This window comes from Pseudomonas granadensis, assembly GCF_900105485.1.
GTDB lineage: Bacteria > Pseudomonadota > Gammaproteobacteria > Pseudomonadales > Pseudomonadaceae > Aquipseudomonas > Aquipseudomonas granadensis.
On record NZ_LT629778.1, the window covers coordinates 3,877,784 to 3,901,716 of the forward strand.

Sequence of the window (23,933 nt, forward strand, 5' to 3'; positions counted from 1 at the left end):
GGACGCTGAGAGTGGTGTAGATATAATGCGCCGCCTAGAGAGAAAGGTGGGTTTTCCGTTATTCCCCTTGACGTTAACGTAAAGGCTGGCGGGATGCGACATCAAACCTCCAAATCAGAAAAAAAACTGTTGAGCCTTGAGTAGGAGATAGCCTGTGGAACGCGAATACATGGAATTCGACGTGGTCATCGTCGGTGCCGGCCCCGCGGGTCTGTCCGCCGCCTGCCGTCTGAAGCAGAAGGCCGCTGATGCCGGTAAGGAAATCAGCGTCTGCGTGGTCGAAAAAGGCTCCGAAGTCGGCGCACACATCCTCTCCGGTGCGGTGTTTGAACCCCGGGCACTGAACGAGCTGTTCCCGGACTGGAAAGAACTTGGCGCCCCGCTGAACACGCCGGTGGCCCGCGATGACATTTTCGTGCTGAAAAACGCGGAAAGCGCGCAGAAAATCCCTGACTTCTTTGTGCCCAAGACCATGCACAACGAAGGCAACTACATTATTTCCCTCGGCAACCTGTGCCGCTGGCTGGCCCAGCAGGCGGAAAACCTCGGCGTCGAAATCTATCCTGGCTTCGCTGCCCAGGAAGCGCTGATCGACGAACAAGGCGTGGTGCGCGGGATCATCACCGGTGATCTGGGCGTCGACCGCGAAGGCCAGCCGAAAGAAGGCCTGTACACCCCGGGCATGGAACTGCGTGGCAAATACACGCTGTTCGCCGAAGGCTGCCGTGGCCACATCGGCAAGCAACTGATCAAACGCTACAACCTCGACAGCGAGGCTGACGTTCAGCATTACGGCATCGGCCTGAAAGAAATCTGGGAAATCGACCCGGCCAAACACCAGCCAGGCCTGGTGGTGCACACCGCCGGCTGGCCGCTGGACATCATGGGCACCGAGAACACCGGCGGCTCGTTCCTCTATCACCTGGAAAACAATCAGGTGGTGGTCGGTCTGATCGTTGATCTTTCTTACAGCAACACGTTCCTGTCGCCGTTCGACGAGTTCCAGCGCCTCAAGCATCACCCGGTGCTGGCGCAGTACCTGGAAGGTGGCAAGCGCATCAGCTATGGTGCCCGCGCCATCGCCAAGGGTGGCCTGAACTCGCTGCCGAAAATGGTCTTCAAGGGCGGCGCGCTGATCGGTTGCGATCTCGGCACTCTCAACTTTGCCAAGATCAAGGGCAGCCACACCGCGATGAAGTCCGGCATGCTAGCGGCCGAAGCGGTGGCTGACGCGCTGTTTGCGGAAAAGGACGGCACCGAAGAGCTGACCACTTACGTCGATGCCTTCAAGAAAAGCTGGCTCTACGAAGAACTGTTCGCCAGCCGTAACTTCGGCGCGGCGATTCACAAATACGGCGCGATCATCGGCGGTGGGTTCAACTGGCTGGACCAGAACATCTTCGGCGGCAAACTGCCATTCACCCTGCGTGACACCAAGCCGGATTACGCCTGCCTCAAGCTCGCCGCCGACTGCAAGAAGATCGATTACCCGAAACCCGACGGCAAACTCAGCTTCGACAAACTCAGCTCGGTGTTCATCTCTGGTACTAACCACGAAGAAGAACAGCCGTGCCACCTGAAGCTGACTGATCCGAGCATTCCGATCAGCAAAAATCTGCCGCTCTACGACGAACCGGCGCAGCGCTACTGCCCTGCCGGTGTGTACGAGGTGGTGACCAAGGAAGACGGCGAGAAGCGCTTCCAGATCAACGCCCAGAACTGCGTGCACTGCAAGACCTGTGACATCAAGGACCCTGCGCAGAACATCACCTGGGTCGCGCCGGAAGGTGCTGGCGGCCCGACTTACCCGAATATGTAAGTCGAAGCGCTGAACAACAAGGCTCCCAAATCGGGGGCCTTTTTGTTGCCCGCGATTCATGCAACCACCGACCCAATGTAGGAGTGAGCCTGCTCGCGATAGCGGTATGTCTGTGCCGACAATGTCGACTGACAGACCGCTATCGCGAGCAGGCTCACTCCTACAAGGAACAGCGCAGGATCAAGCAGCGCGCTCATCCCCCGGACTACGCTCGAAATAGCGCTTGTACTCACGACTGAACTGCGACGTGCTCTGATACCCGACCCGATGCGCCACCTGCGCCACGCCCAGCCCTTCGGCCACCAGTAACGTCTGCGCCTTCAACAAGCGTAAACGCTTCAGATACTGCACCGGCGACAACAGCGTGCTGCGTTTGAAATGCTCATGAAAGGTCGACACGCTCATGTTCGCGCAACTGGCCAGGGTCTCGACGTTCAGCGGCTCGGTGTAATGCGCATGCAGATGACTGATCGACGCCGCCACTCGCGCAAATTGCCCCTGTTGTTCGACCAATGCCCGCAGCACATCCGCCTGCGGCCCGCGCAAGGCGACGAACAGCAACTCACGCACCCGCGCCGGGCCGAGAATCTGGCACTCCAGCGGATCGTGCAAACAACTGAGCAAGCGCTCGACGCAACCGCGCATGCCATCGTCGAGCACCACTGAGGTCATCGACTCCGGCGTCTGCGCCGGAATGTGCCGCCCTGGTGCCAGGCCCATCGCCAGCACCAGCTCGCCGAGCAGCACCCGATCGATCGCCACCGAGACGCCAAGCAGCGGCGCATCCGGCAAGGCGAACGTCTCGCACTCGAACGGCACCGGCAGCGCCTGGATCAGGTAATGCCCGGCACCATATTCCATGGTTCGCGGCCCGAGAAACGCCAGTTTGCTGCCCTGGGCGATGATCATCAGGCTCGGCTCATAAATGTGTGGGCCACGGGCGACATCGCAACTGGCGCGCAATATCTGTACGCCAGGCAAGCCGGTCTGGCTGTAACCATCGCGCAGCGCCAGCGGTTCGATCAGCGAAACCAGCCGCGCGTTGGCATCAAGATGACGGGTCAATTGCATCGAATCGTTCTTCACAAAAAAACACGCAATGAGGGATGAAAGCATCATCGCAGATCCGTTTGCCAATGCGATCGCTCAAACCCGCATGCCGGAGAATTAGGCATGAGACCCGGAGAATTCGTCATGGCCGCACGAGCATTCGGCGCCCAGAATTCGCCGCCTCACTTGTTCCTGCTTCTGCGAGGTTTGCCATGTACAACGCGATCGGTTATGCCGCCCAATCAGCCACCACTCCCCTCGCCCCGATGAAATTCGAACGCCGCAGCCCGCGTGCTGACGACGTTGCCATCGAGATTCTGTACTGCGGCGTCTGCCATTCCGACATTCACCAGGCACGCAACGAATGGGGCATCGCGGTTTACCCGTTGATGCCCGGCCACGAGATCGTCGGAAAAGTCACCGCGATCGGTGCGAATGTCACCCGGCACAAAGTCGGCGATCTGGTCGGCGTCGGCTGCATGGTCGACTCTTGCCGCACCTGCGAAGCCTGCCAGTCGAACCTCGAGCAATATTGCCTCGAAGGCCCAACCATGACTTACGCCACCCCGGACCGGGTCGATGGCAGCAATACCATGGGCGGTTATTCCGACAGCATCGTGGTCAGCGAGCACTTCGTCGTGCGCATTCCGGAAAAACTGGCCTTGGCCAGCGCCGCGCCGATTCTCTGCGCCGGCATCACCACTTACTCGCCACTCAAGCACTACGGCGTGAAGGCCGGCGACAAGGTCGGGATTCTCGGCATGGGCGGCCTCGGCCACATGGGCATCAAGTTCGCCAAGGCCATGGGCGCGGAAGTGACGCTGTTTACCCGCTCGGCGAGCAAGGCCGAAGAAGGTCGTCGTCAGGGCGCCGATCACGTGATCGTTTCCACCGACGCCGAGCAAATGAAAGCCGCGGCCGGTTACTTCGATTTCCTGCTCGACACCATTCCGGTGCAACATGATCTCAACCCGTACCTCGACACCCTGCGCTTTGACGGCGTGCACATTCTGGTCGGCCTGATCGAACCGATTGATCCGCCGGTGCACGCGGCCAAACTGGTGCTGGGGCGTCGCATGTTGGCCGGCTCGTTGATCGGTGGCATTGCGGAAACCCAGGAGGTGCTGGATTTCTGCGCCGAACACAACATCACCTGCGACATCGAAATGCTCGACATCCGCCAGATCAACGAGGCTTACGCGCGGATGATTGCCGGCGACGTGAAGTACCGATTCGTCATCGACATGGCGACGCTCAAGGCTTAAACCTTAAGCCCTAGTTCGGCCGACAGCCGGGCTGTGACCCCCTTGATCAGGGGAATCAGCTCGGCCATTTTCTCCAGCGGCATATAGGGCACGGTGCTGGCGATGCTGATCGCCGCAACAATGCCCTTGCTCGCATCCCGAATCGGCGCCGCCACACAGCGGATCGACGGTTCGTTGTCTTCCAGATCGAAGGCGTAGCCACCAGCCACGTACTCGCTCATGCGCTGTTCGAGCTGTTCCCACGACTGCTGGGGATGCTGCGGCCAGAACTGACTTTTCCCACCTGCCGGCAAGCTGATGTCGTACAGACGTTGCCAATCTTTCGGCGAATCATCGAGCATCAACGCCTTGCCGATGCCGGTACGCGCCAGCGGCATGCGATGGCCGACCCGCGAGCGCATTTCCGGGCCATTGCGCCCCGGATTCTTCAGCAGGTACAGCACCTCATCGCCTTCGCGAATTCCCAGGTGCACGGTGTCGCCAGTCAGCGACGACAACTCGTCCAGATACGGCCCGGCCAGGGTCACCAGTGGCAGTTCTTCGCGAGCCTGAAAACCCAGTTCGATCAGCTTCGGCCCGAGCAGATAACCGATTTGCGGCACCACGCGCAGGTAGCGCTCGTCGACCAGGCAACTGGCCAGACGATGAGTCGTGCTGCGCGTGGTGCCGATCAGCCGGGCGATCTCCTTGAGATCGCGGGCGCCACTGGCCACCGCTTGCACCACACCGAGGCCGCGCAACAGCGTCTGGGTGCCGGTGGGCGCGGCGTCCTTGGTTTTTTCCGGGGCGTCTTCCTGCATATCCAGCCTTTTACCGTTGAGCGAGGGAACGGGCGGCATTATGGTCGCCCGACGCAGACCACTACAACTCGATACGTTCGACCTTGCCCACCAGCAGCACGTAGGACAACGCACCGACCAGCGCGAGCACGGCGATGTAGGTGATCGCCGGAGCGAACGAATCGCCGCTGGCAAGGAAGCCGATTACGATCGGCGTGGCAATCGCCGACAGGTTGCCGATGAAGTTGAACACTCCCCCCGTCAGCCCGAGCAGGCGTGCCGGGGCCAGCGTCGAGACCAGCGACCAGGTGATCGAGGCCAGGCCGTTGCCGAAAAACGCCAGTGCGAGGAAGGCAATCACCAACGGTGTCGATTCAACGAAGTTGGCGCCGATGATCGCTGTGGAGATCAGCAGCCCGCTGATGATCGGTAACTTGCGCGCGAAGCCGACGGTGTAGCCGCGACGGATCAGCCAGTCGGAAAAGAATCCCGAGCACAGCACGCCAACGAACGCGGCCAGAAACGGCAGCGACGCCAACAGGCCGGACTTGATGAAATCCATGCCGCGATATTTCACCAGATAGGTCGGGAACCAGGTGAGGAAGAACCACAGCGTCGAGTTCAGGCAGAACTGGCCGAGGTAGATGCCCCACAACTTGCGCTTGCTCAGGACAATGCCCAGATCGGTCCAGCTGAATTTTGCTTTGACTTTGGCCGTTTCCGCCTGGATATCGACCAGCCCGCCGCCCTCACGGATCAGCTCGATTTCGGCTTCGTTGGTGCCTTTGAAATCACGCGGCTCGCGATAGACCGCGTACCAGATCAGCGCCCAGAGAATGCCGACCGCACCGGTCGCGACGAACACCATGTGCCAGCCGAACGCGTGTTGCAGCCACGCCAGCACCGGCGTCAAAAAGGCCAGACCGACGAACTGCCCGGACGTGTAGAAACCGATCGCCGTGGCGCGCTCGCGCTCGGGAAACCAGGTGGTGACCACGCGGCTGTTGATCGGATACGCCGGCGCTTCCAGCGCGCCAACCGCCATGCGCAGGACGAACAGGGCGATGAAGCTGCTGACGAAACCGAGCATCACCGTGGCCACCGACCACAGCAGCAGCGCGACACTGTAGAGAATCCGTGGCGGTACGCGATCGACCAGCCAGCCGCCAGGGATCTGCATGGCGGCGTAAGTCCAGCCGAACGCAGAAAAGATCAGGCCGACATGCACCGGATCGATGCCCAGTTCGCTGGTCAGCGCTGGCGCGGCAATCGACAGGTTGCTGCGGTCGAGGTAGTTGATGACCACGGTGATGAACAGCAACACCATGATGAAAAATCGCTTGCGGCTGGGCGTGACTAAAGACGCCTGCCCGGTGAGGGTGTGCGATTGCATGAGGAGAGCCTCTTTTTATGTTTATTGAGGTCGGCCTGAGGCCTTGCACAAATCCCTGTAGGAGTGAGCCTGCTCGCGATAGCGTCCTGTCAGTCACAGAAATTCCGGATGTAAAACCGAATCGCGAGCAGGCTCACTCCTACATTTGGACCGTGGAGTGTCAGAGACAAATCACCACTCGGCAAAACTGCCATCGGCATGGCGCCAGATCGGGTTGCGCCAGCGGTGGCCGACCGCCGCGCGCTCGATCACATATTCTTCGTTGATCTCGATCCCCAGCCCCGGGCCGTTCGGAATCTTCACGAAGCCTTTGTCGTAGTCGAACACGCGTGGATCCTTCACATAGTCGAGCAAGTCGTTGCTCTCGTTGTAATGGATGCCCAGGCTTTGCTCCTGGATAAACGCGTTGTAACAAGCCGCGTCGAGTTGCAAACACGCCGCCAGCGCAATCGGCCCCAGCGGGCAATGCAGCGCCAGCGCCACGTCGTAGGCTTCGGCCATGTTGGCGATCTTGCGGGTTTCGGTGATGCCGCCAGCGTGGGAAGCATCCGGCTGGATGATGTCGACGTAGCCTTCGCTCAACACGCGTTTAAAGTCCCAGCGCGAAAACAGCCGCTCGCCGAGGGCGATCGGCGTGCTGGTCAGCGGCGCCAGTTCTTTCAACGCTTCGTAGTTTTCGCTGAGCACCGGCTCTTCGATAAACATCAGTTTGTACGGGTCGAGTTCCTTCATCAGGACCTTGGCCATCGGCTTGTGTACGCGGCCATGGAAGTCGACGCCAATGCCGACGTTCGGCCCGACCGCATCACGCACGGCGGCGACGTTGGCCAGGGCCAGATCGACTTTTTCGAAGGTGTCGAGAAATTGCAGCTCCTCGGTGCCGTTCATTTTCACTGCGGTGAAACCACGGCTCACCGCCTCTTTCGCCGCACGCGCCGTGTCGGCCGGGCGGTCGCCACCGATCCATGAATACACACGAATCTTGTCGCGCACCTGGCCACCGAGCAGATCGCTGACCGACACGCCGAGGGCTTTGCCCTTGATGTCCCACAGTGCCTGGTCGATGCCGGCCAGCGCGCTCATGTGAATCGCACCGCCGCGGTAGAAGCCACCGCGATACAGCACCGTCCAGATGTCTTCGATGTTGCGTGGGTCTTTGCCGATCAGGTAGTCGGACAATTCTTCTACGGCAGCGGCAACCGTGTGCGCCCGGCCTTCGACCACGGGTTCGCCCCAACCGGTCACGCCCTCATCGGTTTCGACCTTGAGGAAGCACCAGCGCGGCGGGACGATGAAGGTCGTGAGTTTGGTGATTTTCATCTCTGCTCTCTTTTGTAAATGCAGCTTTTATTAGATGCAGCGCACGCAGCGCCGGAAAAGTCTTAACGAAGCGCTTTCCATGCGGCCACATAGGCCTTGGCATTGACCGCCACTTGCTCTGGCGTCATGCCCGGTTTGAACAGCCCGGAACCGAGGCCGAAGCCTTTCACGCCGGCATCGAGGAACGCCTGCATGTTGTCCGGCGTGATGCCGCCGACCGGCGCCAGCACCGTGCCCGCCGGCAATACCGCGAGCCAGGCTTTGACGACCGCCGGGCTCATCTGCTCGGCCGGGAACAGCTTGAGAATGTCCGCGCCCTCCTCCAGCGCCGCGAAGGCTTCGGTCGGTGTGGCGACACCCGGCGACAGGTACAGCCCGGCCGCTTTCGCCGCGCGCAGGACCTTGGCATCGCTGTGCGGCATGACGATCACCTGGCCGCCGGCATCCTTCACTTGTTGCACTTGCTGCGCAGTCAACACCGTGCCAGCTCCGATCAGGCAATCGGCGGGCAAGGTCTTGCGCAGGGTGGCGATACTTTCGTACGGCGAAGGGGAATTGAGCGGTACTTCGATGACGCGAAATCCGGCGGCATACAGGACGTCTCCCACAGCCGCGGCGTCCTGCGGTTGCAAGCCACGCAGGATTGCGATCAGACCGTTTTGCGCCAGTGCTTGCTTGAGCATGTCAGGCCTCCAGTCAGGTTAACGGGATGAGGAATCGATCAGTCCGGCGGCACGCGCCAGTTGCCACAGGCCACGCTCGGTGGCCTGCTCGGCCAGCGTTACCGGGGCGAACCCGCAGGCGTCCAGCGCGCGGCTGTAACGCGCACAGAGTTGGCCGTTGCCGATCAGCACGATCGAAGGAAGATTGGGATTGTTGCGACGTTGGCGCTGCACCGCGGCCAGTGCCGCCAGTTCGTGGCCGATCATCAGCCCGGACAGGTAATCCGCTTGCAGGGTCGGGCCAAGTTCACCGGTCAGGCCCAGCGTGCGTGCGCTGAACAACGTCGAAAGCACGCCGAGTTCACCGTCCGCCGACAACGCGACCTGCACGCCGCGGTCGAACGCCTGCGCCTCGAAGGTGGCGCTGGGTTGTTGGGTGCGGCCGAGAATGCTGTGCTCGCTGAGCACCGCGAACACCTCGCCAGTCATGAACGTGTCGAAATGCGTGATGCAACCATCGACCACTTCGACCCACTTGGAATGACTGCCCGGCAAGCCGATCAGCAGATCAGCGCCCGCCTCGGCCGGCAGTTGCTGAAGGACACCCAGCACCTGGGTTTCTTCGCCACGCATCACATTCGGCAGACGCGAACGCTGAATCACCCCCGGCACGATATGCACTGGGGTGCCGCGCAGACTGACGACTGTTTGTAGGGATTTTCCGAGATTGGCGACGTCCGCCGGCGTTTCGCAGTAGGCCGCTTCGCGCCAGCCCTGTGCGCTGCCGACCATGCCGCAAGCGATCACCGGCAGATCCGGCTGCGCATCGAGCCAGTCGCCACAGGCCTGATCGAACGCCAGTTCAAAACCATCGGCACATTCACGTCCGTGGATGATCCGCGGCGTCTTGGGCAACTGCATGATCCCGGACGACAGCGCACGCTGTTCCAACACCACACCGTCTGCCGCGAGTTTGTAAGCACGTAATGAGGTCGTCCCCCAATCGAGCGCGATCAATTGCGCCTGCATCGCTTCACCTGTTCTGTTTTTTGGCAGTGAGTGCGATGGACTATAAACCCGGGCGCGGGGAAATCTCAATATATAAATATCAATCCCATATAGTGAGACGAAAACAAAAAAAATCGCAACATCGCTGATCGATGTTGCGATCTTCAGTAACGGATCAATGGCCCTCGGCGAACTCGCGCAGGACTTTGCCATCCATCCGATACCGCACCCACTCTTCCTGCGGCTGCGCGCCGAGGGATTTGTAGAACTCGATGGCCGGCGTATTCCATTCCAGCACGCTCCATTCGAAGCGGCCGCAGTCGTTGGCGCAGGCGATTTTGGCGAGGTGGCGCAGCAGGGTTTTGCCGGCGCCGCCGCCGCGTTGTTCAGGGGTGATGTAGAGGTCTTCGAGGTACAGGCAGTTGCTGCCCAGCCAGGTCGAATAGCTGAAGAAGAACACCGCGAAACCGATTGGCAAGCCATCGCGCAGACAGATCAGGCCGTGGGCGGTGGCGCCTTCGCCGAACAGGCTGCGTTCGATGTCGGCAACGCTGGCAATGACTTCGTGGCGGGCCTTTTCGAAATCGGCGAGTTCGGTGATGAAGGTGAGGATCTGCGGTGCATCGCTGGGGGTCGCCGGGCGGATTTCGATCGTCATGGACGGGCCTTGTGTGCAAATTAAAGCGCCATACTAAGGCGCGCAGCGGCGCTCGTCACATGGCAAAACGGGTTAACTTGCCTGATTTGCCGAACACTGTGTCACCTGTGGGAGCGAGCCTGCTCGCGAAGGCGTCCTTTCAGTCAGTCCTTGGGTCAACTGACAGAATGCCTTCGCGAGCAGGCTCGCTCCCACAGGTTTTGCGACAATCTGAAAGGATGTTTATGACCGTTGAATATTTCACGCCCATGCGGGCACTGGCCTCAGCGTTGCTTCCTCATGCTCTACAGCCCTCAGACGACGGCGCGCACGACCTCGCCCACCTGAAGCGGGTCTGGCACAACGCACGCAGGCTGCATGAAACGGAAGGCGGTGAGCTCGATGTCTTGCTCGCCGCAGTGCTGCTGCACGATTGCGTATCCGTCGAGAAAAACTCGCCGCTGCGCGCTCAGGCTTCGCGTCTGGCAGCGGACAAGGCTTCATCTGTCCTGGAAGCGATGAACTGGCCCAGCGAAAAAATCACTCAGGTCGCCCACGCCATCGAAGCCCACAGCTTCTCCGCCGACATCACCCCGTTGACCCTCGAAGCGAAAATCGTCCAGGACGCCGACCGTCTCGACTCGCTGGGCATGCTCGGCGTTGCGCGGACGTTTTATGTCGCCGGGCGCATGGGTGCGGCACTTTACGATCCGCAAGACCCCGAGGCGCAACACCGCGACTACGACGACACACGCTTTTGCCTCGACCATTTCCAGACCAAACTGCTGCACCTCGCCGAGGGTTTCCAGACCACCACCGGCCAGCGCCTGGCGCAGATTCGCCATCAGCGTTTGAAGGGTTTCATGGAGCAGTTCATGGAAGAAATCGGCATCGACTCAGTGGCAAACACACCATGACGGAATAAACCGTTCGTCGATCCTCAGGCACCAATCCCGACGTACGGCGGACCAATCAAGGGTAAGGATTCCAATCACTGGAGAAGCCCTATGATCCCGTCAAGGTTGACCGCTTTAGTCTTCAGCGCCCTGCTTTGCCCCGCGGTATTCGCCGCCTCGTCCACGGCAGCGGGCACTGGCCCTACCGATCCGACCCCGCCTCGCGCCCCCGCCATCAACAGTGCTCCCGGCATGAATACCGATGGCTCCGGCGTGCCGTTGATCAATCAGCCACCGGCAACCGGCACCGACCCGCGCACGCAGGGCAGCGATCCGGGGCGTCAGGGCGGCATGAACACGCCTGATTCTCCGGCTGCGCCCGATAATGCCGGCCCCGGCGTCGGCTCGAAAACCACCACCGGTGGCTCGGGTTCCGAAGGTGCCGGTCAGTAGCAGTTCGCCGACGCGAGCGCCCTATTCACTCCCATGAAGAGGTAACCATGAACGTCGACAAAGACTTGGAAAAAGAAGTCCTCACCCGCCTGTTGCACGCGCATCCCAACGGCTTGGGCAAGGAAGTGCTGGACAATTACCGGGGCGAGAAAGTCGTGGCCAGCGCCCTCGCCGCCCTGCAGGAGCGCGGCTTGATTCATCACGGTCATGTGACCTGCAGCGAAGCGGGCGAGCATGAGTTGAACCTGCCGATCAAGCTCAGCGCTGCCGGCGTTGAAGCTGCACGCAAACTCGATCAGCTGTAATTGCGAAGTCGCTCGCTGCCGGTGCGGCGAGCGGCTGTATCTGCACACAAGAGGAGAAATCCCATGCCTCGTGGAAGCAAAGACAAATACACCAGTGAACAGAAGCGCAAGGCCGAGCACATCGAAGACAGCTATGAGAAAAAGGGCGTGTCGAAAGATGAAGCCGAAGCCCGCGCCTGGGCGACCGTGAACAAGCAATCGGGTGGCGGTGAAAAGTCCGGCGGCTCCGGGCGCAAAAAACCGGCGAGCGCCAAGTCGGAAGATCGCAAAGAGTCATCGCGCCGAGCAGTGGCCAGTCGCAAGGGGCATTCGCGTAATAGCGAGACTTCGAAGGATGCGCAGACCGTCGACAGTTTGATGAAAGAGGCCCGGGCGAAGAATATTCCGGGACGCTCGTCGATGCGCAAGCAAGAATTGATCGAGGCATTGCGCAAGGCTGGCTGAATTGCGGTGAGGCTGCTGCCCCTATCGCTAGCAGGCTAGATCCCACAGGGGTTTTGTGTGGACCACAAATCCAGTGTGGGAGCCAGCCTGCTGGCGATAGCGGTAGGTCAGCCGCCGCAGCATTCACGAATAAACGCGTCCACTTCAGCCGCCGCCGGCGAGGTCGCCGGCCCCCAATGGGTCACCGCCAAGGCTGCCGCCGCGTTCGCCCGCCGTGCTGCTTCCTGGGCATTCAATCCTCGCGCCAACCCGGCGATAAACACCCCCGCATGCGCATCGCCAGCGCCGTTGCTGTCCACGGCTTTCACGGCAAATCCCGGCACATGCCGGCGCTCCCCGGCGTGCTGAATCCAGCAACCCTGCGGTCCGTCACGCACGACCATCAAAACCGAATCCGGCAGATGTTCGACCAACCGATCCAACGCCTGGGCTATGTCGTCAGCACCTGTAAAACGCAATGCCTCGACACTGTTGCTGGTCCACACATCAATGCGCGGCAGCAACGCCTGCATCAGTGGCGAGTCCGGCGACTCCACCAGCGGGCCCGGATCAAACACCACGTTGATGTCCTTCGGCAAGGCCAGCGTCCAGTCGAGCAACGCGTGCGCCTTGCCTGGGTGAAGCAGGCTGTAACCGCTGAGGTACACAAAATCGCCCGCCTCGGCGGCAACGCTGTTCAGGTCCTCGGCGGTCACCTCGCCTTCGGCACCGATATAGGAAATGAAACTGCGTTCGGCGGAGGCATCGGTCAGCGCCACGCACAAACCGGTGTCGCGTTCAGCAGGTTCAGCAATACCGATGCAGATGCCTTCAGCCTGCATCGCCTGCCGCGCCAGATCGCCGAAACGTCCCGTGCCGTGACGCCCCAGATAAACCACCGGCAGGCCGTTGCGCACCGCTGCCGCCATCACGTTGAACCCGCCGCCCGCTTCGAATCCCGCCGACTGCGCCAACACGTCGCCGCCGACCTGCGGGAGTTTTTCCACAGCCATGACCAGGTCGATGATGACCTGGCCGGTGTGCAACATCTTAGGCATGAGCATTCTCGGGTTGCGCGGCGCGGCGATCTTTGGCCCCGCCCAATACAAGGTAAAGGCCGCCGGCAACGACGAAGGTCACGATCCAGCCGAGGCCGTTATGGCCCAGCCACGAGTCGGACAGGAAACCTTTGAACCAGACGTTCTCAGCGGTGGTGCCGATGGTGGTGAAGCTGAAACCCAACACGATGGCAAGCGCCCAGGCACCAAACGCGCGCCATTCGATACCGCCGTGGTACCAGTAGGCGCTGCTCGGGCTGACGTCGAGCAGATCTTTGGGGCTGTAGTAATGACGATGAATCAGATCGACCACGAAGATCCCGACCCAGGCCGTGATCGGCACCGCCAGCAGGGAAATGAAGGTAATGAATGGGCCGTAGAAGCTGTCGGCGATCAGCATGAAATAAATCGAACCGGCGAAGATCGCGACGATATCCACTACCACCGCGTAAACACGTTTGACCTTGAGGCCGAGGGTCAGCGTGGTCAGGCCGGCGGAGTACACCGACAGGTTGTTCGACAGCAGCAGACCGCCGAACGCCGTGATCAGGTACGGCACCGCCATCCACGTCGGCAGCATGTCGCGGATTGCCACGATCGGGTCAGTCGCCGATGCCAGATCGTTGTTGCCCACCGACAGCAAGCCGCCGAGGGTGATCAGCAGCACCAGCGGAATACCCGCACCGAACGCAGCAGAAGCGACCAGGCGCACGGCTTTGACGCTGCGGTGCTGATAGCGTGACATGTCCGCGCCAGCGTTGGCCCAACCGATCCCGGTGCCGGCGGCCATGGTGCCGATGCCGATGATCATCGCGCTCAGCGGCGCCGGCGTTGCGTTGAACACGGCGCTCCAGTCAATGGTCGCGCAGAGGAAGCCGCCGACCAGGATGTTCAGCGCGCCGAACACGTAAGTCGCCCACTTCTGAATGACCAGCAACGTCGCATGACCCAGGCCGGACACCGCCAGGGTCAGGAGGACGAAAATTGCGATGAAGATCAGCGTCAGCAGCGGCGCACTTTTCGCTTCGACCGGCGAGCCGAACAGGATCGAACACAGCGACAACAGCACGAACGCCGCGGTAGTGGTGTTGACCGTTTCCCAGCCCAGACGCGACATCAGCGACACCAGCGTCGGGCCGATATTACCGCGTACGCCGAAGATCGCTCGTGACAGGGTCAGACTGGGCGCGCGGCCACGTCGCCCGGCAATCGAAATGATCCCGACCACCGCAAACGAACCGGCGGCGCCGAGGATTGCGACGATGATCGCCTGCCAGATCGCCAGCCCGCGAAACGCCACCAGCGTGGCGCCCAAGGGCAGGCCGAGAATAGAAATATTGGCGGCGAACCAGACCCAGAACAATTGCAGCGGATGGCCGTTGCACTCGGCTTCCGGCACCGGCTCGATGCCGCGGGTTTCCAGTTGCCCGGCGCTCTGCCCGGCGGTCGATGAACTCATGAACGTGCTCCTGTTTGCCTTTTTTGTGGTTGTGGCAATGATGCAAAACGACAAGACAATCGGCCTTCCGAGGCCTGTCTGAGCGATCCATTGCGGGTGAATGATTCAAAAATTCTGGTGCGCCTATCGCTGGCAAGCCAGCTCCCACAGGTACGGAGTGAACCTTGAGATGTGCACTTTCCCTGTGGGAGCTGGCTTGCCAGCGATGGCGCCCAATCAACGCAAGGCCATCAGCCCCTGCACCAACGGCTCAAGCTCCAGCTGATTAACAGCCTTCACCGTATCGATCATCTGCGCAGGCCAACACTCAAGCCCCAGGCAGGCGCCAAGCATCGCGCCGAGAATGGCCGCGATGGTATCCGTGTCGCCACCGAGGCTGGCCGCCATGCACAGCGCCTCGAACGGGCTCATCTCGCCGATGGCCACCTGCTGCGCCAAAGCGAAGGAGACCACCACCGATTCCTGCGACGCCACCGAAGTCCCAATCACGTCGTAGAGCAGATCCGCCAGCAGCGACTTGTCGCTGTCGACGCTGATGCTGCGCGCCCAACTGATCCGCGAGCCGATACGACCACCGGCGACCCAATGCCCGTGGGTTTCTGCCTGCTGGGCGATTTGCTGACCAAGGTTCAACGCCTCGCCCAGATCCAGACCATTGACGCCAGCAGACACCACCGCCGCCACCGCCGCCGCGCTGGAAATTCCCAGCGTGGTGTTGTGGGTGACCTGGCAGGCCTGCACCACGGCCGCGATAAACCGTTCGCGATCAGCTACATCGGCGGCGATCCCGACCGGGGTGATGCGCATCGCCGCGCCGTTGGTGGTGCCGTAGCGCCCGGCCTCTTCCGGCGAATGGCCGGCGAGAATCATTTCAATCGCGCGTTTGGTCGAGGGGCCGAGCAAGTCCTGCGAGCCCTTGGCCTGCATCTCGGCTTCCCACTCGATCAGGCGTTGCGCGAGAATCGCCGGCTCGATGTGGCCCTTGCCCTCGATCAACAATTCACCGACCAGAATCGCCTGTTCGGTGTCGTCGGTAATCGAGCCTTTGGGCATGTTTGCAGCGATGGGTTGTAGGGGCCCGGCGTCCTGCAGATCGGTGATCTGGCCGAAACGCGCCTTGATCGTTTCGCGATTGAGCGATTGCGTCGGCATGCCCAGCGCATCACCGAGGGCCAGACCATAAAAAGCGCCGAGGGCACGATTGAGCGCGGTCATTTCGATTCTCCGAATTGCAGGTGCAGACGAAAATGCACCGGGTCGAGCAGGCTTTCGACCTGCTCCATGAAGCGGTTCTGGCGGTCGTAAGTGGTGCGCAGGGCTTTGAGGAAGACTGTGCCGACCGGGCGACCGAGCAGTTCGGCATCTTCGGCATTCAGCGGTTCGGCGCCGATCCATTGATCGCCGCGCTCGCCGATATAGCCATACGCGGCCAGGGTGATGGTCAGCGAGTTGTCGATCAGGCCTACGCGCGGCAGGCTTTCCAGGCCGCCATTGGCCGGCATCAATGAGCGTTCGAGGGACACCAGGGTACCGTCGGTAGCGCGCCGACGACGGTCGAGAGTGATGAATTGGTCAGTGCCGAAACGCACCAGCAGATCGGGCCGGGTCACGGCTTCAAGGCGCAGCACCTCAGTGTTGATCAGCGCCCCGCTGTCGGCCAGCGCCTGGGCCCAGCCGCTGCGCTGGTCGAGGGCAACACCGTCGAAGGTGACGATGGAGCCGACACCGCTTTGCGTCGCGATGTAATTGCGCCGCTTCAGCTCGGCCAGCGCCTCACGCAGCGTGCCGCGGCTGACCTGGAATTCCTGAGCCAACTGATGCTCGCCGGGCAACAGAAAGCCGTCCTCCATGAGGCCGCTTTCGATGCGCCGGACGAGCTCGTCGACCACCCGTTGTTTCTTGTCGAACCGTACCTGTCTAATCATGTACAAATTGATAACCGAAACGGGGCGTGGCGGGCAAGGGATATTTGCGGGAGGTGACCGAAGGAAAAGGGTTTACGCGATCACTGTAGGAGTGAGCCTGCTCGCGATGACGTCAGCACATTAAGCTTCAATGTGTCTGAAAGGACGCTATCGCGAGCAGGCTCACTCCTACAGGGTTGAGGTGGTGTCAGCGTTGTTTCAGGCGGTCGATGACGACGGCCAGCAACAGAATCGAACCACGAATTACATACTGATAAAACGTGTCGATGTTCTTCAGGTTCATCGCATTCTCGATGATCGCCAGAATCAGCACCCCGGCAATCACATGGCGGATCATGCCGATGCCGCCGCTCAGCGACACGCCGCCCAGCACGCAGGCCGAGATCACTGTCAGCTCGAATCCCTGGCCGATCATCGGCTGCCCGGAAGTCATCCGCGACGCCAGAATCACCCCGGCGAGCGCACCGATCAAACCGTGCACGGCGAAGATGATGATCTTGGTCCGGTCAACGTTGACGCCCGCCAGCAGCGCCGCTTCCTGGTTGCCACCGATGGCCATGGTGTTGCGCCCGTAGGTGGTGTAGTTCAGCAGCCAGCCGAAGAACAGGAAGCAGACAATGGTGATCAGGATCGGCACCGGCACGCCGAACAACTGGCCGTTACCGAAGACGAAGAACGATTCCTGCGACACGCCCACCGCTTTGCCGTTGGCAAAAATGTAGGCCAGACCACGGACGATCTGCATGGTCGCCAGCGTGGTGATCAACGCGTTGACACGCAATTTGGCGATCACGATGCCGTTGAGCAGGCCAACGATCAGGCCCATCGCCAGCGCCGCGCTGACGCCGAGAAACACACTGTTGGTGTCACGCATCACCACCGCCGCGACCACACCGGCGCAGGCAATCACCGAGCCGACCGACAGGTCGAAATGCCCTGACGCCAGGCAATACAACATGGTGCACGCGGCAATGCCGGTGGTGGAAATCGCCAGCCCGAGACCGCGCATGTTCAGCGGCGAGAGGAAGTTGTCGATCAGCAGCGTACAGGCAATGAAGATGCCGATCGCCGCCAGCAGCATGACCCAGTCGTCGAGGAAGCGACGCATGTCCAGCGGTTTGCGCTCGGTCGGCAGGGTTTCGTTTTGGGTTGTCATCATAGTCACCTCTCAGTTCGCCACGCCGTCAGCGCGGTGGCGCGGCAAAGCCAGTTGCAGCAGGTTGGATTCATTGGCCTGGTCGCGGTTGACTTCACCGCGCAGGGCGCCTTCGCACAGCACCAGAATGCGGTCGGAAATCCCCATCACTTCCATCAGGTCGCTGGACACCACGATCACCGAAATACCGTCGGCGGCGAGGTTATGGATGATCTGGTAAATCTCCGCTTTGGCACCGATGTCGATGCCGCGGGTCGGTTCGTCGAGCAGCAGGACTTTCATCGGCATCGACAGCCAGCGACCGAGAATGGCCTTCTGCTGATTGCCACCAGAGAGGAATTTGATCTGCTGGCCGGCATGCGGCGTTTTCACTTTCAACGCCTTGATCTGCTTGTCGGCGTTGCCCTTCTCCCACAGCCCGCGAATCAGGCAGCCGAGGCTCGAATGCGCGCCACGGGCACTGATGTTGATGTTCTCGGCGACGCTCGCCAGCGGAATAATGCCTTCCTTCTTGCGGTCCTCCGGGCACAGCAGAATGCCGGCGGCAATCGCGTCGCGCGGCGAGCGCAGCTTCAGTTCGTGCCCGCGCAATTCCAGACGTCCAGCGGTGTTGCGCTCCAGGCCACTGAGCAGCCGAAACAGCTCGGTGCGCCCTGCCCCGACCAGCCCGAACAGGCCGAGGATTTCGCCTTTGTGCGCTTCGAAACTGATCGGCTCGCGCAGGCCCGGGCCGAGCAAACCGTCGACTCTCAACGCCACGGCGCCGCGCGGGCGATGGCGGTAATCGTAGATGTCCTGAATGTCACGACCGACCATGCAGGTCACCAGTTGATCGTGGGTCAGCTGGCTCATGTCATCGAAGGTGCGCACGTAGCGACCGTCCTTGAACACCGTAACGGCGTCGCAGATACGGAACACTTCTTCCATGCGATGGGACACGTAGAGCACCACTTTGCCCTCGTCGCGCAGGCGGCCGATGATCGCCATCAAACGGTCGATTTCCCGCGCCGAAAGGCTGCTGGTCGGTTCGTCGAAGGCAATCACATGCGCACCGCGCGACAAGGCTTTGGCGATTTCCACCAACTGGCGCTGGCCGAGCGACAGGCGCCCGACCTTGGTCTGCGGGTCGATTTCATCGGCCAGGCCTTTGAGGCAATTCAAGGCTTTCTGACGCAGTTCACCGCGATTGATCAAACCGAAACTGGCCGGTAAATGCCCGAGAAACAGGTTCTCGGCGACGGTCATTTCCGGGACCAGATGCAGTTCCTGGTGAATCACCGCGACACCGCTGCCAATGCTGTCGGCGGTCGATTTGAACGCCATGGTCTGCTCGCCGATCTGCAGCTCGCCGCTGCTCGGGATGTAAGCGCCACCGAGGATTTTCAGCAGGGTCGATTTGCCAGCGCCGTTCTCGCCCATCAGCGCATGAACCTGGCCGGGGTGAGCGACGAAACTGATGCCGTCCAGCGCCTTCACGCCGGGAAAGGTTTTGCCGATCCCGTTGAAACGCAGGCTGCCGCTGGCGCTGTGTTGTTCTTGTGTCTGTACTTGCGCGTGCATAAAGCCACCTCTTCACACCGATAAACGGCCCGGCTACCCGGGCCGTCGCTGCGTCAGTTCCACAGGCCGATTTTTTCCAGCTCTTGCTTGAAGTTTTCGCGGGTGATCAGGGTGACGTCATCCATGGCGGTGTACTTCGGTGGCTCTTTGCCGGCGGTGATCCACTCGTACATCATCTCGGCGGTCTTGTAGCCTTCGATGTGCGGGCTCGGCAGCATCGAACCGAAGAAGCCGCTGTTGGGCTTTTTCAATTCGCCGATGGCGTCGGTGCCGTTGATGCCGATGCCAATGACGTTGGTCGCGGCGAAACCGGCCGCTTCAGTGGCGCGCACGCCGCCGAGTACGGTGTTGTCGTTCATGCCGCCGATGATCAGGTTTTTCGCCGCGCTTGGCAGCTTGACCAGCGCCGAGTTGGTGGCGTCCATGCTGCCCGGTACGTCGAGGGTTTTCAGGGCGGCGAAGAGGATGTGATCTTCCGGCATCCCAGCCTTCTTCAGGGCATCGACCGAACCGTCGGTGCGCTTCTTGCCGGTATCGAGTTCGTTGTAGGTGTTGACCACCGCGTAGGTGTCTTTCCAGTCCCAGTTACGCTTCTTGGCTTCAGCGGCCATGGCGGCGCCCTGCTTCTGGCCGACTTCGAACGCAGCCATACCGAGGTACGGCACGTCTTCCATGAATTTGCCGTTGGCGTCGACGAAACGGTCGTCGACGGCGATTACCTTGAGGTCGTTGATTTTAGCTTTGGCCATGATCGCCGGGCCGAGGGACACGTCCGGCGGGCAGATCACGAAGCCCTTGGCGCCGTTGGCGGCGAGGCTGTCGATGGCCGAGAGGGTTTTCTCGCCATCGGGTACGGCGATCTTGATCAGTTCAAAGCCTTTGTCCTTGGCGGCTTTCTCGGCGAAGGCCCACTCGGTCTGGAACCACGGTTCTTCGGCCTGCTTGACCAGAAAACCGATCTTCACCGCGTCGGCAGCGAGCAGCGCACCGCTCAGGCTGAACGCAGTGACCGCCAGGGCAGTGCTGCACAGGGTACGAATCCCGAATCGACGTTTCATCAGATGACTCCTTGTTATTTTTTTTGAGCAAGGTTTGAAAAGCGTTGAAGCGTGTTCTCAGTGGAGCGTGTTGAAAATAGTCATATCGTATGATGATTGGATTGCAAGCGTAGTTCAGCGCTGCGAATCCGTTTGTTCAGTCGTGGTACATCACCGAGCGCCCACCATCGATGGTGATACACGAAGCGTTGATAAACGGCGCTTCGTCGCTGGCGAGAAACACCGCCGTCATCGCCACTTCCAACGGCTGGCCGATGCGTTTCGGCGGGTGCAGGTCGAACGCGCGTTGGCGCTCGGCGTGCGGGTCGGCGAAACCGTTCCAGTAGTCGACGTTCAGTTGCGTTTCGATGTAGCCCGGGGCGATGGCGTTGACCCGAATGCCTTTGGGCGCGTATTCGATGCCCAGCGCGCGGGTCAGGCCGAGCAAACCGTGTTTGGCTACGGGATACGGGAAGCAGCCGGGAATGATGTGGCTGGAATGGGTCGAGGCGATATTGATGATGCTGCCCACGCCTTGTTCGAGCATCTGCGGCAGTACCGCTTTGCAGCCGTACCAGGCGCCGTCCAGATCGATGGCGAAGCAACGCCGCCAGTCGTCCTCGGTCATCAACAGCGGATCGCGGAACACATTGACCCCAGCGCAGTTGACCAGCACATCAATACGCCCGTGCAGTTCAACGGCGCGTTTGGCCATGGCGTTGAGATCGGCCTGACGCGAAACATCGGCCTGCATGGCTTGCACGTCGTGACCCTGGGCGCGCCAGTGCGCGGCGACGTTTTCGACTTTTTCCGCCTGGATGTCGCTGATCAGCAGTTTTGCCTGTTGGCAGGCGAACGCAGCGACGATGGCTTCACCGATGCCTTGGGCGGCGCCGGTCAGCAACACGACTTTGCCGCGCAGACGTTCTCCTTGAGGTGGCGCGGGCACCGGCGGCAGAGTTAGCGCTTCAGCCACGGTCAGACCCCTTTTTCGCAGGCGCAAGAAAACCGGGCATCGACCGATGTCCGCTTTGCAAGACTTGAAGAATTGAACAGGCAAGTACGCGCCACGACTTCAAGCCGTGGCGAGAAACGGACTCCGCGCTGGAGTGCGATGGATATTCGCTGCATCACTTCACCTGTTTTGTTCTTTTTAAGTGTGAGTGCGTGTTACTGCTGGAGCCGACTATAAACCCGACCGCCAAATAATCTCAATATATAATTTCGCATCCCATATTATGAGATCTAACCGGCAAAACGCGTACAGAGCTTTCCTGCAACATCGACACGCATCGACAGCACCGCGCCGTCCAGCGGTTGGTTTTGCGGGCTCTTGGCACTGGTGATGTACAGAGTTTTCAGGTCCGCACCGCCGAATACGCAACTGGTCGGACGGCTGATCGGCAAATCGATCTTGCGATCGACCGCACCTTCGGGCGTCAGACGCAGAAGACAGCTGCCGTCCCAGCGCGCATTCCATATGTAACCTTCAGCGTCCATCGCCGAGCCGTCCGGGCCGCCGTGCTGATCGGATTTATAAAAAACCTGCGCATCGTCGAGACTGCCGTCGGTGCGGATGAAATACTGATTGAGCGCGCTGAAGAGGCTGTCGCCGAACAGCAGTTTCGTGCCGTCGTCGCTCCACAGCAGGGTATTGGGTATGCCCAGATTGAGCAGCAACGGCGTCACGCGTTGATCCGGATCGACCCGGAACAACCCCCCGGAGCGGCGCACAATCGGCAGGTCTTCACCCTGCTCGCCGATGTTGTTCTGCATGGTGCCAAGCCATAACCGGCCCTGTGCATCGCAGCGCGCCTCGTTGGGCCGGTTGCCGGGTTGCGGGTCGGCGACGCAGAACAGCGTCAGCCGCGGTTCGAGGCCGGGCGAATCGAGATCGAGGCGATAGACGCCGCTGCTCAGGGTCACCAGCGCATCCCCGTTGTTGCACGGAATGAAAGCGGACACATGCTCGGGCATCTGCCAGATCTGCACGTTCTGGCCAATCAGACGCAGCGCCTGTTTACCGGCGATATCGACCCAGTACAGCGCCTGGGTCGGCGCGTCCCAGAAAGGACCTTCACCGAGCTGGGCGCGGTGTTCGGTCAGGGCGGTCCACTGCATTTAAAGGCTCCATTATTGTTGTTTTCTGTAGGAGTGAGCCTGCTCGCGATCGCGGTGTATCAGTGACGTTGATATCAACTGACTGGCCTCATCGCGAGCAGGCTCACTCCTACAGGGATCTTTGTGCTCAGCTGGCTTTTTTATCAGCCATGACTTTCGGGTAAAAACGTTTTATCGCCAGATCTGCGTTATCGATCAGAGTCATACAGGCCCACACCCCGCGCGTTGAATCGCGGGCGGCGATGGCGTCGGCCATGTCCTTGTGGATCGGCAATGTGCGGCGCAGTTCATCCGGGTCGGCAGCAGACACTTCGAACGATACCGCGAGCAACGCGCCGAGGGCCGGGACCATCTGTTCGATAAATTGATTGTGGCTGGCGGCGAGAATGCATTCGTGAAAAGCCTGATCGGCGCGGTTGTAATCGATGCCGCTGTCGACTGCGCGTTCGAGCGCGTGATAGGCCAGTTTCACTGCTTCGATCTGTTCCGGGGTTGCGCGTTCACAGGCCCAGCGCACCGCCATCGGTTCGATGGTGCGGCGCAGATCGAGCAGGTCGTCGACGAAGTTTTCCGGCAAACCGTTGCGCGACAGCCAGCCGACTACTTGCGGGTCGAACAGGTTCCAGCGCCGCACCGGCAAGACTCGCGTGCCGACTTTCGGCCCGACTTCAAGCATGCCTTTGGCGACGAGGGTTTTGATCGCTTCGCGAATCACCGTGCGGCTGACCCCGAGCTGTTCGCCCAGATCCGCCTCGACCTTGATGGTCTGCCCCGGTCGCACCTGGCCCGCGGCGATCCAGCTGCCCAGCCAGTCAACGGTCGACGCATGAAAGCTGCTGGACATGAACACCTCAAAGCGGTTCGCGATGGGTGCTTACGCTAATCATCATACGAATAACAGTCAACGAGATTTTTCAGCTGGAATACAAAACCCATGTAGGAGTGAGCCTGCTCGCGATAGCGGTGTATCAGTCAACGCGCTGTCGACTGTCTCACCGCTATCGCGAGCAGGCTCACTCCTGCAAGGGGTACGGGTTTTAAGGTTCGAGACCGATTCGGAAGAACTCGCCGCCGCTCCACACGCCCAGCCAGCGCTGGCCATCGATTTCGCGGCTGACGGCCAACTCGACCAACTCGTAGAACACGTTGCGGTGGATCAGCGCTTCAAGATTAGTGCGCACATGCACATAAGGCGCGGGTTCCTGTGTCGTCGGATCAATCTCGACACGCAGCGGATGCTCGGGCCCGGCCTCGGTGGTTTCATCGACGTTGGTGGTGAAGCGCAGCACCTGCGCTTCGCCCTCGCCTTGCACCTCAACGGCGATTGCCACGAACGGCGCGTCGTCGACCTTGATGCCGACCTTCTCGACCGGTGTGATCAGGAAATAATCGTCGCCGTCGCGGCGGATGATCGTCGAGAACAGCTTGACCATCGGCTTGCGCCCGATCGGCGTACCCAGGTAATACCAGGTGCCGTCGCGGGCGATGCGCATGTCGATGTCGCCGCAGAAGTCCGGGTTCCACAAGTGCACCGGTGGCAGGCCTTTGGTTTTGGGGATCTGTCCCAACAGGTCATTGGCTTTTTGCGGTCCACTCATGGCGTCCTC

General features: G+C 60.8%; 24 protein-coding genes. 6 read left to right on the forward strand and 18 right to left on the reverse strand.

Going from position 1 to position 23,933, the window contains the following annotated elements; genetic code table 11:
* Positions 1 to 154: 154 nt before the first annotated feature.
* Positions 155 to 1,819, forward strand: a complete 1,665-nt coding sequence (locus tag BLU52_RS17085; RefSeq protein WP_090285139.1) for an electron transfer flavoprotein-ubiquinone oxidoreductase — start codon at positions 155 to 157, stop codon at positions 1,817 to 1,819.
* A 180-nt stretch (positions 1,820 to 1,999) separates the two neighbouring features.
* Here BLU52_RS17085 and BLU52_RS17090 read toward each other — a convergent pair whose 3' ends face one another.
* Complete coding sequence (locus tag BLU52_RS17090) at positions 2,000 to 2,890, reverse strand: AraC family transcriptional regulator (protein ID WP_090288604.1); 891 nt, start codon at positions 2,888 to 2,890, stop codon at positions 2,000 to 2,002.
* Positions 2,891 to 3,081: 191 nt separating this feature from the next.
* Here BLU52_RS17090 and BLU52_RS17095 point away from each other — a divergent pair, with 191 nt between their 5' ends.
* Positions 3,082 to 4,134, forward strand: a complete 1,053-nt coding sequence (locus BLU52_RS17095; protein ID WP_090285141.1) for an NAD(P)-dependent alcohol dehydrogenase — start codon at positions 3,082 to 3,084, stop codon at positions 4,132 to 4,134.
* Here BLU52_RS17095 and BLU52_RS17100 read toward each other — a convergent pair.
* The 6 genes from BLU52_RS17100 to BLU52_RS17125 form a co-directional block, all read right to left on the reverse strand.
* Positions 4,131 to 4,934 carry an IclR family transcriptional regulator gene (locus tag BLU52_RS17100; protein WP_090285143.1) on the reverse strand — a complete coding sequence of 268 codons (804 nt, stop codon included), beginning with the start codon at positions 4,932 to 4,934 and terminating at the stop codon, positions 4,131 to 4,133. The genes BLU52_RS17095 and BLU52_RS17100 overlap by 4 nt on opposite strands.
* Positions 4,935 to 4,995: 61 nt before the next feature.
* Positions 4,996 to 6,306 carry an MFS transporter gene (locus BLU52_RS17105; protein ID WP_090285145.1) on the reverse strand — a complete coding sequence of 437 codons (1,311 nt, stop codon included), beginning with the start codon at positions 6,304 to 6,306 and terminating at the stop codon, positions 4,996 to 4,998.
* A gap of 171 nt (positions 6,307 to 6,477) precedes the next feature.
* Entirely contained in the window at positions 6,478 to 7,626 is a 1,149-nt protein-coding gene (dgoD, locus tag BLU52_RS17110) for a galactonate dehydratase (protein WP_007908327.1), read from the reverse strand.
* Positions 7,627 to 7,688: 62 nt separating this feature from the next.
* A complete protein-coding gene (locus BLU52_RS17115; protein WP_090285147.1) occupies positions 7,689 to 8,309 on the reverse strand; it encodes a 2-dehydro-3-deoxy-6-phosphogalactonate aldolase in 621 nt (206 codons plus the stop codon).
* An 18-nt stretch (positions 8,310 to 8,327) separates the two neighbouring features.
* Positions 8,328 to 9,317 (reverse strand): 2-dehydro-3-deoxygalactonokinase, encoded by a 990-nt coding sequence (locus tag BLU52_RS17120; RefSeq protein ID WP_090285149.1) that lies wholly within the window; start codon positions 9,315 to 9,317, stop codon positions 8,328 to 8,330.
* Between the two features lie 154 nt (positions 9,318 to 9,471).
* The gene (locus tag BLU52_RS17125; protein WP_090285151.1) at positions 9,472 to 9,954 is read right to left on the reverse strand and encodes a GNAT family N-acetyltransferase; all 483 of its coding nucleotides are present in this window, start codon (positions 9,952 to 9,954) and stop codon (positions 9,472 to 9,474) included.
* A gap of 224 nt (positions 9,955 to 10,178) precedes the next feature.
* Here BLU52_RS17125 and BLU52_RS17130 point away from each other — a divergent pair, with 224 nt between their 5' ends.
* The 4 genes from BLU52_RS17130 to BLU52_RS17145 all read left to right on the forward strand — a co-directional run bounded on the left by BLU52_RS17130 (position 10,179) and on the right by BLU52_RS17145 (position 12,031).
* Entirely contained in the window at positions 10,179 to 10,850 is a 672-nt protein-coding gene (locus BLU52_RS17130) for an HD domain-containing protein (protein ID WP_090285153.1), read from the forward strand.
* 90 nt (positions 10,851 to 10,940) lie between these two features.
* Positions 10,941 to 11,282, forward strand: coding sequence for a hypothetical protein (locus BLU52_RS17135; RefSeq protein WP_090285155.1), 342 nt, complete (start codon positions 10,941 to 10,943; stop codon positions 11,280 to 11,282).
* A gap of 47 nt (positions 11,283 to 11,329) precedes the next feature.
* A complete protein-coding gene (locus tag BLU52_RS17140; protein ID WP_090285157.1) occupies positions 11,330 to 11,587 on the forward strand; it encodes a hypothetical protein in 258 nt (85 codons plus the stop codon).
* A gap of 63 nt (positions 11,588 to 11,650) precedes the next feature.
* Positions 11,651 to 12,031 carry a Rho termination factor N-terminal domain-containing protein gene (locus BLU52_RS17145; RefSeq protein ID WP_090285159.1) on the forward strand — a complete coding sequence of 127 codons (381 nt, stop codon included), beginning with the start codon at positions 11,651 to 11,653 and terminating at the stop codon, positions 12,029 to 12,031.
* Between the two features lie 107 nt (positions 12,032 to 12,138).
* Here BLU52_RS17145 and BLU52_RS17150 read toward each other — a convergent pair whose 3' ends face one another.
* From BLU52_RS17150 to BLU52_RS17200, 11 genes are all read right to left on the reverse strand, one after another.
* Positions 12,139 to 13,068, reverse strand: a complete 930-nt coding sequence (locus BLU52_RS17150) for a PfkB family carbohydrate kinase (protein WP_090285161.1) — start codon at positions 13,066 to 13,068, stop codon at positions 12,139 to 12,141.
* Positions 13,061 to 14,527: a purine-cytosine permease family protein gene (locus BLU52_RS17155; RefSeq protein WP_090285163.1), complete on the reverse strand. Its 1,467-nt coding sequence runs from the start codon at positions 14,525 to 14,527 to the stop codon at positions 13,061 to 13,063. The genes BLU52_RS17150 and BLU52_RS17155 overlap by 8 nt, the downstream gene beginning before the upstream one ends.
* Positions 14,528 to 14,743: 216 nt before the next feature.
* Positions 14,744 to 15,742 (reverse strand): ADP-ribosylglycohydrolase family protein, encoded by a 999-nt coding sequence (locus BLU52_RS17160; RefSeq protein ID WP_090285165.1) that lies wholly within the window; start codon positions 15,740 to 15,742, stop codon positions 14,744 to 14,746.
* A complete protein-coding gene (locus BLU52_RS17165) occupies positions 15,739 to 16,452 on the reverse strand; it encodes a GntR family transcriptional regulator (protein WP_016770970.1) in 714 nt (237 codons plus the stop codon). Before BLU52_RS17165 ends, BLU52_RS17160 begins: the two co-directional genes overlap by 4 nt.
* Positions 16,453 to 16,639: 187 nt before the next feature.
* Positions 16,640 to 17,608: an L-arabinose ABC transporter permease AraH gene (araH, locus tag BLU52_RS17170; RefSeq protein ID WP_090288607.1), complete on the reverse strand. Its 969-nt coding sequence runs from the start codon at positions 17,606 to 17,608 to the stop codon at positions 16,640 to 16,642.
* A gap of 12 nt (positions 17,609 to 17,620) precedes the next feature.
* On the reverse strand, positions 17,621 to 19,168 hold the full coding sequence (gene araG, locus BLU52_RS17175) for an L-arabinose ABC transporter ATP-binding protein AraG (protein ID WP_090285167.1): 1,548 nt from the start codon (positions 19,166 to 19,168) through the stop codon (positions 17,621 to 17,623).
* 53 nt (positions 19,169 to 19,221) lie between these two features.
* On the reverse strand, positions 19,222 to 20,226 hold the full coding sequence (locus BLU52_RS17180) for a substrate-binding domain-containing protein (RefSeq protein ID WP_090285169.1): 1,005 nt from the start codon (positions 20,224 to 20,226) through the stop codon (positions 19,222 to 19,224).
* 136 nt (positions 20,227 to 20,362) lie between these two features.
* Positions 20,363 to 21,181 (reverse strand): SDR family oxidoreductase, encoded by an 819-nt coding sequence (locus BLU52_RS17185; protein ID WP_090285171.1) that lies wholly within the window; start codon positions 21,179 to 21,181, stop codon positions 20,363 to 20,365.
* Positions 21,182 to 21,450: 269 nt separating this feature from the next.
* Positions 21,451 to 22,326: an SMP-30/gluconolactonase/LRE family protein gene (locus tag BLU52_RS17190; RefSeq protein ID WP_090285173.1), complete on the reverse strand. Its 876-nt coding sequence runs from the start codon at positions 22,324 to 22,326 to the stop codon at positions 21,451 to 21,453.
* Positions 22,327 to 22,453: 127 nt separating this feature from the next.
* Positions 22,454 to 23,170 carry a FadR/GntR family transcriptional regulator gene (locus BLU52_RS17195; protein WP_090285176.1) on the reverse strand — a complete coding sequence of 239 codons (717 nt, stop codon included), beginning with the start codon at positions 23,168 to 23,170 and terminating at the stop codon, positions 22,454 to 22,456.
* A 193-nt stretch (positions 23,171 to 23,363) separates the two neighbouring features.
* Positions 23,364 to 23,924: a DUF1285 domain-containing protein gene (locus tag BLU52_RS17200; protein WP_090285178.1), complete on the reverse strand. Its 561-nt coding sequence runs from the start codon at positions 23,922 to 23,924 to the stop codon at positions 23,364 to 23,366.
* Positions 23,925 to 23,933 lie beyond the last annotated feature (9 nt).

Coding starts and splice junctions, on each gene's coding strand:
- BLU52_RS17090 (WP_090288604.1), bottom strand. CDS start 2,890: ATGCAATTGACCCGTCATCTTGATGCCAACGCGCGGCTGGTTTCGCTG.
- BLU52_RS17095 (WP_090285141.1), top strand. CDS start 3,082: ATGTACAACGCGATCGGTTATGCCGCCCAATCAGCCACCACTCCCCTC.
- BLU52_RS17100 (WP_090285143.1), bottom strand. CDS start 4,934: ATGCAGGAAGACGCCCCGGAAAAAACCAAGGACGCCGCGCCCACCGGC.
- BLU52_RS17105 (WP_090285145.1), bottom strand. CDS start 6,306: ATGCAATCGCACACCCTCACCGGGCAGGCGTCTTTAGTCACGCCCAGC.
- dgoD (WP_007908327.1), bottom strand. CDS start 7,626: ATGAAAATCACCAAACTCACGACCTTCATCGTCCCGCCGCGCTGGTGC.
- BLU52_RS17115 (WP_090285147.1), bottom strand. CDS start 8,309: ATGCTCAAGCAAGCACTGGCGCAAAACGGTCTGATCGCAATCCTGCGT.
- BLU52_RS17120 (WP_090285149.1), bottom strand. CDS start 9,317: ATGCAGGCGCAATTGATCGCGCTCGATTGGGGGACGACCTCATTACGT.
- BLU52_RS17125 (WP_090285151.1), bottom strand. CDS start 9,954: ATGACGATCGAAATCCGCCCGGCGACCCCCAGCGATGCACCGCAGATC.
- BLU52_RS17130 (WP_090285153.1), top strand. CDS start 10,179: ATGACCGTTGAATATTTCACGCCCATGCGGGCACTGGCCTCAGCGTTG.
- BLU52_RS17135 (WP_090285155.1), top strand. CDS start 10,941: ATGATCCCGTCAAGGTTGACCGCTTTAGTCTTCAGCGCCCTGCTTTGC.
- BLU52_RS17140 (WP_090285157.1), top strand. CDS start 11,330: ATGAACGTCGACAAAGACTTGGAAAAAGAAGTCCTCACCCGCCTGTTG.
- BLU52_RS17145 (WP_090285159.1), top strand. CDS start 11,651: ATGCCTCGTGGAAGCAAAGACAAATACACCAGTGAACAGAAGCGCAAG.
- BLU52_RS17150 (WP_090285161.1), bottom strand. CDS start 13,068: ATGCCTAAGATGTTGCACACCGGCCAGGTCATCATCGACCTGGTCATG.
- BLU52_RS17155 (WP_090285163.1), bottom strand. CDS start 14,527: ATGAGTTCATCGACCGCCGGGCAGAGCGCCGGGCAACTGGAAACCCGC.
- BLU52_RS17160 (WP_090285165.1), bottom strand. CDS start 15,742: ATGACCGCGCTCAATCGTGCCCTCGGCGCTTTTTATGGTCTGGCCCTC.
- BLU52_RS17165 (WP_016770970.1), bottom strand. CDS start 16,452: ATGATTAGACAGGTACGGTTCGACAAGAAACAACGGGTGGTCGACGAG.
- araH (WP_090288607.1), bottom strand. CDS start 17,608: ATGACAACCCAAAACGAAACCCTGCCGACCGAGCGCAAACCGCTGGAC.
- araG (WP_090285167.1), bottom strand. CDS start 19,168: ATGCACGCGCAAGTACAGACACAAGAACAACACAGCGCCAGCGGCAGC.
- BLU52_RS17180 (WP_090285169.1), bottom strand. CDS start 20,226: ATGAAACGTCGATTCGGGATTCGTACCCTGTGCAGCACTGCCCTGGCG.
- BLU52_RS17190 (WP_090285173.1), bottom strand. CDS start 22,326: ATGCAGTGGACCGCCCTGACCGAACACCGCGCCCAGCTCGGTGAAGGT.
- BLU52_RS17195 (WP_090285176.1), bottom strand. CDS start 23,170: ATGTCCAGCAGCTTTCATGCGTCGACCGTTGACTGGCTGGGCAGCTGG.
- BLU52_RS17200 (WP_090285178.1), bottom strand. CDS start 23,924: ATGAGTGGACCGCAAAAAGCCAATGACCTGTTGGGACAGATCCCCAAA.